Origin of the sequence: Pediococcus argentinicus, from assembly GCF_001437605.1 — a bacterium.
Lineage (GTDB): Bacteria > Bacillota > Bacilli > Lactobacillales > Lactobacillaceae > Pediococcus > Pediococcus argentinicus.
On the sequence record NZ_JQCQ01000005.1, the window covers coordinates 63390 to 74307 of the forward strand.

Consider the following 10918-nt stretch of genomic DNA (forward strand, 5'->3'; position numbering starts at 1 on the left):
TTATTCTCACTCTCTTAAATTTTTAGCACGAATTCTAATCACAATCACAGTCAATGGAACGGTCAGTGCAACGCCAATAAAGGAAATTAGGACCATCGCAATTTCAGATACGAAAATTTTATTATTAATGAACCCAGCAAAATGATAATTCAATTTAACATACCAGATAAACAAGCCCAAGAAACCACCAAAGAAACCAAAGAATAGCGTGTTCAGAGCGGTTCCAATGATTTCATGTCCGATACTAAAACCATGCTTCATAATTTCGGCAGTAGTTAAATCTGATCCCATTTTCACCAACTCTGTCAAACCGGTTGCTTCAGCAATCGCAGCTTCAGAAATCGCCCCCAACGTACTGATTAGCATTGTGGATGTCATAATTTGTTGGAACTGAATACCAACTAATAGTGACATACCTTCCAAGTCCTCAGTGTTTTCATTACCAAATCCTTGAACAGATAGTGGTCCTTGTAATAAGACGATTAAACCGGTTAATACTGCCAAAACTAACAACGTCGCATAAAAGGCAGTTTCATTTGATTGATCGTTACTATTACCTAAAAAAATAGTAGTTGCGAGGATAAACAAAGCACTTAACAATGTCACAACAAGAGCTGGAAATCCCCACGCAATCAAGCGAATATTTAAAAGCAAAATCAAAAAATTAATCCCAATACTTAGAAAGGAGCGAAAACCGGCTGAACGTCCAATCCAAATCATTAATCCAGCTAGTATTAAAGACAAGATGCCAACAGTGTTAAGCATGATTAATCGCCTCCTTCTTTAGAAAACGACTAGCCAACATACTAGCAATTGGAATGACTAAAACAATTCCAATCCCACTAATCAAGCTTTGAACTATTCCTAGTCCCATATTCATTTGAATGGCATAGCCAATTCCATTACCATTTCGTAAATATAAAATCATTAGTGAAAAAGTATCGGCCATGAAAATCATAAACAGCACATTGATTAATGGTCCCATGATCGACTGACCAATGGTTTTACCCGATTGCCAAATCTCCTGACCAGTAATCTTATGATTAGCAGTGACAATTTGATCCAAACTCACAATAATATCAGTAGCCTCATCCATAACAGCCCCCAAAGCCCCCATTAAAGTTTCAGCAAGAAATAGTGGCTCTGGATTTTGCGTTACATACTCCATAGTTTCAAAATGAAGTCCTTGATTATGTGTAAGTGTAAAGACTAGCATCCCAATAATTAATGAAGCAGCCGAGCCACCAATCGTGGCAAGAAAGGAAGCTATGGTCTTCTTATTCCAACCTAAAACCAGTACCAGTGTGATAGCCGTAAAGACCAGTGATAACAAGCCAAAGATCCAAAGAACTCCAAATCCCTGGCGGTGAACATCCAAGCTTACTGCAATGAAGAATAAAATCACATTAACAGCTAAGCTCAGTAAAGCTCGTAATCCTGTTGCTCGTAAAATAATCAGCAGGCCAACCATCGTCACAATTAAAGCAACCACGACTGTATCACGCTTAATATCAAGAATAGTCCCAGATATTTTTTTATGTCGATTAGTATGAATGCTCAACAACACCTGTTGATTAACACGATATTTATTATCCATTGCTTGGGAATCAGAATACTGATTAGAGACTGTTAATTTTTGTCCCCGGTTAGATCCATTTAAAATTTTTAATTCAACCAACTGAGTTGTTTGGTGATCGTGATTTTGATAGTTATCAACTTCAGACGTGGTTTGCTGTCGTTCCACTTTAGTAACTTGTCCAACCGGTTGTTGATACATAAAAGCGTCATATTTGGTAAAAAGTACTACAGCCAATCCAACAATCACTAATATCAAAATCCTGATTGTGTTTTTGTTGAATACTCGTGACATTAGATAACCTTCAACATCCAGTAATGTTTAATTCCGGCTTCCATCTCCGGACCACCAAGTCGATCGTAATTCATAGAGAAGTAGAATGATTGTGCTGAATCTTGGGCATGTAATTTAATATTATGAATTCCCTGTTCTTTAGCTTTTTTTTCAATTTGAGCAAATAGTTCTCGAGCAAGACCACGTTTCCGATTAGGTTTTAGTGTAGCCACCCTCTGAACCAACCAAGTATCATCAGTTAATCGACGAGTTCGCGCAGTTACAACTGGTTTGCCATCGACATAACCAACGAAATATGTAAAAAAGTCCTCATTCTCGTCAAACTCTAAATCAGCACTGATACCTTGTTCCTCAACAAACACTGCCTTACGAACTTCCAAAGCATCCATATAAATCGGACCAGTCGCACCCTTAATCATCTTAATTTCCATCTCAATCACTCCTATGTAGAATTATTTATTCATTATCATACCGCAAATATGCGTCAAAAAATTGAAATTAACTTAAGGTTTACTAAATCTAATATATGTTAAAATACTAATTGTCCCACTGATTCACTCAACAACTATAACTAAGGGACTTGAAAGGTTTTTCATGAAATCATTTATAAGCAAAATTAACACCCGCTTCGGGTTTTTTCTTTTAATTACGGCTTTATTTTGGATTAAAACTCTAATTGCCTACTTCACAGACTTCTCACTTGGTATTAGTGGCCTGGATCAATGGATTATTCTTCTTTTCAATCCAGTAGCAACCACTGTCCTACTTTTCGGAATTGCACTCTACTTCCGAAAAACGCACCTATTCTACTGGGGTGCCATTGTTATTGATGTCATTAATACGGTGCTCTTATATTTGAATGTAATTTACTTTAGAGAGTTCACAGACTTCATGACCGTCAACACCATGTTGGGCTATTCCAAGGTTAATCAGGGCTTGAGTGGTAGTTCAATTGCCCTCACGAACCCACATGACATCCTATATTGGATTGATTTGGTCGTACTAGTTTTACTGTTAATTCTTAAAAAAATAAAAATGGATCCGATTCCTCTCCCAAAAAAGATTGGTTTTCAAATCACTTCGTTAGGTTTGCTGTTATTCTCAGTCAACCTGATGTTAGGTGAAATGGATCGTCCGCAATTAATTACCAGAACTTTTGACCGTTCATATATTGTTAAGTATCTGGGACTTGATGCTTTCACCGTTTACGATGGTTTGAAGGTTGAACAAAATAATAAAATGAGATCCGACGCCAGCAAGGGCGAATTAACTGCCATTGAAAAGTATTCCAATAATCATTATGCGGCACCAAACTCCAAAACTTTTGGTCAAGCTAAGGGGCGGAACGTAATTATCATTCATTTGGAAAGTTTCCAACAATTCTTGATTGATGATAAGGTCGAAGGACAAACTGTTACACCGTTCTTGAACTCGATCTACCATAGTAAGGACTCATATTCATTCTCTAACTTCTTCCATCAAGTTGGACAAGGTAAAACTAGCGATGCTGAAAACATGCTAGAAACTGGAACCTTTGGTCTTCCCCAGGGTTCATTATTTGCTCAATTGGGATCTGACCAAACATTCCAAGCCGCTCCTGCCATTCTAAAACAAAATGGTAATTACTCATCTGCTGTTTTCCATGGTAATGTGGCTAGTTTCTGGAACCGTGATAATGTTTATAAAAACATGGGTTACCAAAACTTTTTCTCTGCTAGTTACTTTGACACATCTGGGGATAAAGCAACCGGATATGGATTAAAAGATAAGTTGTTGTTCAAAGACTCAATCAACTACTTGCAACATTTACAACAACCTTTCTATGCGAAATATATTACTGTTTCCAACCATTTTCCTTACACAATGGATAAAGAAGATTCGAAGTTCAAGATTCCAGATACTGATGATTCATCTGTAAATAACTACTTCAGAACAGCTAATTACTTGGATCAATCTGTGGAGGAATTCTTTAAGTTCCTGAAGAAATCGGGCTTATATGACAACTCAATGATCATCTTGTATGGAGATCATTATGGTATCTCTAATTCATCTAATCCTGAATTGGCAAAGACCTTCTCCCAAGATCCAAGTCATTTTAAAGAATTTGGGAAAGATCCATCAAAGAACTGGGACGCTTGGGATAATGCTCAACTACAAAAGGTTCCATTGATGATCCACATTCCTGGTATGAAGAACGGTGGGATTCAAAAACAATATGGTGGCGAAATTGATGTGCTTCCCACTATGCTTCATTTAATGGGTATTTCATCTAAACCATATCTTCAATTTGGAACGGACTTGCTCTCAAAACAGCATAGTCAAATCGTGGCCTTCAGAAATCGAGACTTTATCACACCTAAGTACTCATCATTAAATGGAACTATTTATGATAATGATACGGGTGCGATTGTTAAACCTGATGCTACCCTTCAAAAACAAATTGAACATGATCAAAATACGGTTCAAAAACAACTATCAATGTCTGATTCGCTAAACGAAAAGAATTTGCTACGTTTCTATAAAAACAAATCCTTCACCGACGTTGAATCAAAAGACTATAACTACGCTGATGGATTGCAAAAAGAACTCGATATTGAAAAGAAGTTAGGACTAAAATCAACTTCGATGTACTCCAAGAACCGGGATTCATCCCTTGCTCCACTCTACAAAACCGATGCACCAGAGGCTAAACATAAGTCCACTGGTGAAAACCGAATTAAGATAACAAATCCGGATTCGGGGGAAAACTAGAGCGATCCCCAAACCGGGAATCATCGAGCACAACATAGAGTTAAAAATTGTTCTCGGTTTGTGAGAACGGTTTGGAACTCGTAGTTAAGCGGAGATGATTGATTTGGGTAGCGCGTTTCCACTATAAAAAAATAGAACTAAACAAAAAGGCTATAAATCAGCAATCCAAACTGATTTATAGCCTTTTACCATCCGCTTATTTTTCCTGAAACATCGAAGTACTATGCAACGGACCACGTTTACCAGGATATAAGTTATTCATAATCTGATTAATTGCAACCGGTCCTTCACCAAAGGCCGTTGCAATCAATCTCAATTTACCAGGATACTCGATTCCATCGCCAATCGCATAGATATTTGGAATACTCGTTTGCATCATGTTATCCACTAGAAACATGCGATGCTTCTGTTCTGGTTGAATATCCCAATTCTTGATGATTTTGTTACTTGAAGTAAAACCATAATTAACTAGAACATCGTCAACTTCAATCGTTTCAGTTTCATCAGAACGTACTCGATCCAATTCAACTGCTAGATGATTGTTTTCTTCCTTAACGGCTTTAATTAAAAATGGTGTCTTAGTTTGAATCCCTGAATTTTGTAGTAATTGCACACTGTGCTCCATCGCCCTAAACTCATCTCGCCGATGGACTAAAATTACTTCTTTAGCAATTGGTTCAAGCATCAGAGCAATATCGATAGCTGAATCTCCACCACCTGCAACCATAACCCGTTGATCATCAAAGCGATGTAGGTCTGGCACATGATAAAACAGATGTTGATCTTCTAGGCTTTCTCCATTTTCAATTGCAAGTTTTCGCGGTTGAAAAGCTCCATTTCCGGTCGCAATCACAATTGACTTAGTTTGATATGCGCCTTTATCAGTAACAATTTGGTAAGCCTCCATATCTGATAGTTTGGATACATTCGTCACTGTTTCTTTGATCCGAATATCAACTGGTAGCTGGCGTACCTGCTTTTCTAACTGTTGTGCCAAATCTAAGGCCTTAATTCCTGGGTATCCACCAACATCGTGGATACTTTTTTCAGGATACAACGCTGATACTTGGCCGCCTAGTTGTTCTAAACTCTCGATAATCTGAACTTTAGCGGTTCGCATTCCAGCATAGAATCCAGCAAACAAGCCTGCTGGGCCACCACCGATGATAGTGATATCGTACATTTTATTACTCATTACATCTTCTCTACTTTCTTGGCTGCTTGATGAAGCATTTTAATCTCTCTAACACCGGCGTGAATCAGGGCTAAGACCACTAGCCATGCAATAAAAATTAGAAACCAGTATTGCGCATAATAGTGACCAATAATGGGCATATTCCAGTCCCAGCAGGTATGCAATAGGACTGCTGTGCCAAAGAATAAATAAAAACGTGGTTTAGCTAACGTTCCTTTGATAATAGGTGCACGCCATTCTTTTGCCAACACAATGGAAGCACCTGAAATAGCAGACCAAAGCGTATGTGTACCGAGCGCTTCCCAGCTTCGATCAAATAAAGTACTAATGCCATAAATTCCGGCGTAACCTGAGGTTTCAAAAACAGCGAATCCTGCTCCAATGGCAGCTCCAATTAATAATCCATTTAAAATAAAATTAGCATTTAACCGCCATATAAAATATGCCACAATAATTAGTTTAGCGGTCTCTTCAATCAAACCAATGCTTAATGCTGAACTAAAATCCATATTAGTTTTGACTGGAATAAGTCCATACAGGACCATTGTCATTAGTAATGACAAAACCCCACCGATTAAAAAAATCTGCGTGACGGAAAAAATACTAATATTCTTAAATGCATTCATTTCAAAGAAAAATACCAATAATGAAAATGGCACCATCAGTGATCCGATGAATATCAAACCTGGAACTGCTTTATCACTCCGAAATAATAGATACAGAGCGAGCAAGCCCATAAAGGCACCAAATAAAACAAGAAAAACTCTAGCAAAGAGCCACGGTTGAGCTTCATTTTCTGAAATATCACTCAACTCTGGGGTCGTATCTGACGTTCCCGCAATGAAAACCTCATCTGATTCTTTTTTTGAATGTCGTTTAAAAACCTGAGCAAAGTTATTTTTTAAATTAATTTTGAAATAATCTGAACTTCCAGTCCACTCGTCCACTTCGTGTAAAGCCTGTTCTAACATATCAAAGTGATACTTCCGAACTGGCGCTTGTTTCTTCATAACAAGACCTCTTTTCACATAATAATTATGATAACTGGTTGTTTAAAAAAAGAAAAGTCTAATTGTTTTTTAGACCGTCTTTCCGTATGATTAAGGTGTACGTTAAAACTTTTAGGAGGGATTCACTTTGGCTCAGAAAAAAATGATCTTAGATCTTGATACTGGTATCGATGACGCAATGGCAATTGCTTACGCCGTTGCTGCTCCTGATGTTGATTTAATCGGAATTGTATCCTCATATGGAAATGTATTAACTCCAGATGCAGGTACTAATAGTTTAAAAATCCTCGAACTGCTCGGACATACAGACGTCCCCGTCTTTTTGGGTGAACAACACTCACAAACTACAGATCACTTTGATGTAATGCCAATCAGTGCTCAAATCCATGGTAAGAATGGAATTGGTGAAGTTGAATTACCAAAACCAAGTCGCCAGGTTGAATCTCAATCCGGAGCTGACTTTATCATTGAAGCAGCTCACAAATACCAATCCGACCTCGTTTTAGTTCCAACTGGTCCCCTAACTAATTTAGCCCTAGCCTTAAGAAAAGATCCTAGTATCGCTGAATTAATTGGCAGTGTAACTCTAATGGGTGGTGCTTTAACTGTCCCTGGAAATGTTACTCCAGTTGCTGAAGCTAACATTAATCAAGATGCCTTTGCTGCTAACGAAGTATTCACCAGCAAATTAAACATCACAATGGTCGGTCTTGATGTTACTCTTCGTACACTACTTACTAAATCAGAAACCAAACAATGGCGTGAACTAAAAACAGTTGCTGGTGAAAAATTTGCAGACATCGTTGATTACTACATTGATGTTTATAAAGTTACGAGTCCTCATTTACATGGATGTGCTTTACATGACCCACTAGCCGTTGGTGTCGCAATTGACCCATCATTCGTTACTACATTAGATATCAACATGTTCGTTGATACTAGTAAAGAAATGAGGGCACGCACAATTGGTGACCCAGCTCGCTTAACTGAAGAAAATCCTAATGTAACGGTTGCGCTAACAGTTGATCAAGATCGTTATCTAGCTGAGTTCATGACGTTACTTACAGGACTCTTTCAACAAAACTAGTCACTAAATGTAAAATGAAGCATCCCATGTTGGGTGCTTTTTTTATACAATTAATTCACACATGATACACTAGTATTAAAGTATTTACTTCGGAGGGATTTATTTGGAAATTGTACTAGCCGTTTTAACTTTAATCATCTCAGTGATTATTTCAAATGTCATTGCTACAAAAATTAGTTTTATTCCTCAAGCAATTATTCAAATCGGAATGGGACTGATTCTGTCTCTCATACCAACTGTTTATCAACATTTTAGTCTTGACCCAAAATTATTTATGGTTGCAATCATTGCACCATTAATGTTTTATGATGGAGCAAACACCAATATCAATAAGCTTCGCCACTCATTGACCAATACTTTCTCGCTTGCCATTGGTTTAGCCCTTTTAACAATCGTAATTGTTGGTTTTATTACACATCAACTCATTCCTGGATTACCAATTGCTCTTGCCTTTGCTTTAGGAGCAATTATCACTCCAACCGATGCAGTTGCAGTTTCATCAGTTACACAGAATCTGGAAGTACCTTCAGAGGCGATGAACACGCTTAAGAATGAATCTTTATTCAATGATGCAAGCGGTATTGTTGCCTTTGATATTGCACTTCTCACCTTCCAAACCGGTCACTTTTCAGCTTGGTTTAGCATTGCTGACTACATTTATGTTTTCTTTGGTGGTTTAATTTTCGGAATGATCTTAGGTTACCTAGTGACCCGTACCCAATCATTTTTAATTGAACATCAAATTGATAATCCAAATATCATTGTGCCGATCAATCTAATCACTCCATTTACTATCTATTTAATCGCTGAAGAACTTGGTACTTCTGGAATTCTAGCAGTCGTGGCAGCTGGCTTGGTCCAAGGAGCTATGCAAAAACAACTACGACTGACTTCAACCAGTATTCAAATCGTTACCAAAACAACTTGGGAAGTTCTTTCAAGCACGATGGATGGCTTTGTCTTCGTTCTTTTAGGTGCTGCTTTACCAACTGTTGTTAGCAATATTCTTCATTTAACACGGAACGTTGCATCAATTGGATCGTTAATTCTAATCGGACTGTTGTTATATGTAGTAATGACGCTACTTCGGTACTTATGGGTGACATTTAGACTTGCTAGTATTCGATTTAAACCTAAAGCTAGGCGTTTCAACAACTTTTTAATTGCTCTAAATGGAATTCACGGTACTATCACCCTATCAATGGCTTTCTCGTTACCACTTATGAGTCATAGTATGAATTTTCCTTACCGAAATGATCTAATTTTCATTGCTGCCGTGGTTATTATCACTAGTATTCTGGTTCCAACTATCTTATTACCAATTTTGTTACCAACAAAATCCCTATCCTATTCTGTTGAAGATATCGACAAATACCGCAAACAGATGATTCGATACGCTGCCAATAAAATTGAAGAAGTTGAAGAAGATCCTGTCGAAACTCAGGCGGTGATTGCCACCCTTTATAGCCAACAATCAGCTACTCGGTCACCAAAACGACGTCAGCTATTAAGATTATTCAATGACTGTAACAATCTAGAAAACGGCATTGTTCAAGATATGGTTGATAATGGTGACCTTACCACTCAACAACAATCCATGTATCAACGTTTAATCTTTTCACAGTCATCACGAATCGAAAACACGGTCTTTCAAAATATAGCTTTAAGGTTAAAGTTCAACATTTTAAAACGTTGGCATAGATTACGTCATCCCTCGGTTTCGATTCACACACTTAATCCTGAGATGAAGAAAAAATACTTAAACGGTAAACAACAACTAGCTGATATTGAAGACCAAGTATCCCCTAAAATATTTGATTACTTATCTGAAATTGTGAACGCTAATAATCGCGACTCCGTTCGTTGGCTAGAACGTTATTACCGCCAACGTCACCGTCGTTTCCAATTCGGTTCAACCAGTGACGAAATTCAAGATGAACTATTTATCAGTGCCTTCCAACACGAATACAATTTCGTCCAAAACTTGTTATCAAAAGGTACTATTTCAAAAGATCTCGCCGGACTACTTTATGAACAGATTTCTAATGATGAGTTAGTTTATATGCAGAATGATGGAATTTATAGTTAAAATAAAGAGTGTGGAACAAACCGGGTAAGTTGCGAGTATTAGCATAAGACTGACAATTATCCGGTTTTGGGATAGTTGTCAGGGTGTAGCTAAACGGAGAAACTTGGTTTGTGGAACACGTTTCGAATACAAGTGCGGAACAAACCGGATAGGCTTCGAGCATTAGCATAAGACTGAGGATATTTCCGGGTTTGGGGAATGTGCTCAGTTCGTAGCTAAGCACAGAAGGCTGGTTTGTGGAACACGTTTCAGATTGAAATATCTTCACTATCACAGTTGTATGGAAATACTGAATGTTAGACACCTTCAGACATTGTATAAAGTATCAATTTAAGTTATATTTATATAATAAATTTTTGTAATATATTCAATTCCACTGGAGATTAAAATGAAAAAGAAAATTTTGCTAATTATGCTATTCATCTGCACTATAGCTAGTTTATCTGGTATCAAATCTGTAAACGCGCAGGTTATATCTAAAAGTAACGTTTCCTCTGATCAATCAGAACAGAAACAACTAGATCGTTACTATAAAAAGCTAGCGAAATCTAAATTAAAAACTGTTAAAGAAACAAAGTCATTTCTAAAATTAGAAAAGAAGTCTAACCATAAATACGGAAAAAGATATTTCAAAGGAAATGTAAGATTCTATAAAAATATTGGAAAGCATGGCTTATATAATATTCAAAAAAAGGCCATTACAAAGGGACTCCCTAATTTTTTAGCAGTAATAAAAAGTAAAAAAATTATAAATGGCGAAGCATATTATCAGGTTTACTCACACAGTCATTTGTTAGGATGGACTAAAGCAGAAAATATTCGTTTTGCATACTCTATGATCGGTAATATTATTAATCCACTTTCATTTGAATAATCCAAAAAATCTCCCTTGAACTGAACCCCTGATATTGGACAA

At 37.2% G+C, this 10918-nt stretch carries 9 protein-coding genes; 4 read left to right on the forward strand and 5 right to left on the reverse strand.

Going from position 1 to position 10918, the window contains the following annotated elements:
- Nucleotides 1–6 precede the first annotated feature (6 nt).
- From IV88_RS02230 to IV88_RS02240, 3 genes are read right to left on the reverse strand one after another with little or no spacing between them, the layout of a single operon-like run.
- The gene (locus tag IV88_RS02230; RefSeq protein ID WP_057798292.1) at nucleotides 7–765 is read right to left on the reverse strand and encodes a YibE/F family protein; all 759 of its coding nucleotides are present in this window, start codon (nucleotides 763–765) and stop codon (nucleotides 7–9) included.
- Nucleotides 758–1870, reverse strand: coding sequence for a YibE/F family protein (locus IV88_RS02235; RefSeq protein ID WP_057798294.1), 1113 nt, complete (start codon nucleotides 1868–1870; stop codon nucleotides 758–760). Before IV88_RS02235 ends, IV88_RS02230 begins: the two co-directional genes overlap by 8 nt.
- Nucleotides 1870–2301: a GNAT family N-acetyltransferase gene (locus IV88_RS02240; protein ID WP_057798296.1), complete on the reverse strand. Its 432-nt coding sequence runs from the start codon at nucleotides 2299–2301 to the stop codon at nucleotides 1870–1872. The genes IV88_RS02235 and IV88_RS02240 overlap by 1 nt, the downstream gene beginning before the upstream one ends.
- A gap of 163 nt (nucleotides 2302–2464) precedes the next feature.
- On the opposite strand from IV88_RS02240, the gene IV88_RS02245 reads away from it, so the two are divergent.
- The gene (locus tag IV88_RS02245) at nucleotides 2465–4621 is read left to right on the forward strand and encodes an LTA synthase family protein (RefSeq protein WP_057798298.1); all 2157 of its coding nucleotides are present in this window, start codon (nucleotides 2465–2467) and stop codon (nucleotides 4619–4621) included.
- A gap of 196 nt (nucleotides 4622–4817) precedes the next feature.
- Here IV88_RS02245 and IV88_RS02250 read toward each other — a convergent pair whose 3' ends face one another.
- Nucleotides 4818–5816: an NAD(P)/FAD-dependent oxidoreductase gene (locus tag IV88_RS02250; RefSeq protein ID WP_057798300.1), complete on the reverse strand. Its 999-nt coding sequence runs from the start codon at nucleotides 5814–5816 to the stop codon at nucleotides 4818–4820.
- Complete coding sequence (locus tag IV88_RS02255) at nucleotides 5816–6826, reverse strand: PrsW family intramembrane metalloprotease (RefSeq protein ID WP_057798302.1); 1011 nt, start codon at nucleotides 6824–6826, stop codon at nucleotides 5816–5818. Before IV88_RS02255 ends, IV88_RS02250 begins: the two co-directional genes overlap by 1 nt.
- A gap of 127 nt (nucleotides 6827–6953) precedes the next feature.
- Between IV88_RS02255 and IV88_RS02260 the strand changes: the two genes are divergently transcribed.
- From IV88_RS02260 to IV88_RS02270, 3 genes are all read left to right on the forward strand, one after another.
- Entirely contained in the window at nucleotides 6954–7913 is a 960-nt protein-coding gene (locus IV88_RS02260) for a nucleoside hydrolase (protein ID WP_057798304.1), read from the forward strand.
- 103 nt (nucleotides 7914–8016) lie between these two features.
- Nucleotides 8017–10002, forward strand: a complete 1986-nt coding sequence (locus IV88_RS02265; protein WP_057798306.1) for a cation:proton antiporter — start codon at nucleotides 8017–8019, stop codon at nucleotides 10000–10002.
- A 388-nt stretch (nucleotides 10003–10390) separates the two neighbouring features.
- Entirely contained in the window at nucleotides 10391–10876 is a 486-nt protein-coding gene (locus IV88_RS02270; RefSeq protein WP_057798308.1) for a hypothetical protein, read from the forward strand.
- The last annotated feature ends 42 nt before the right edge of the window (nucleotides 10877–10918 follow it).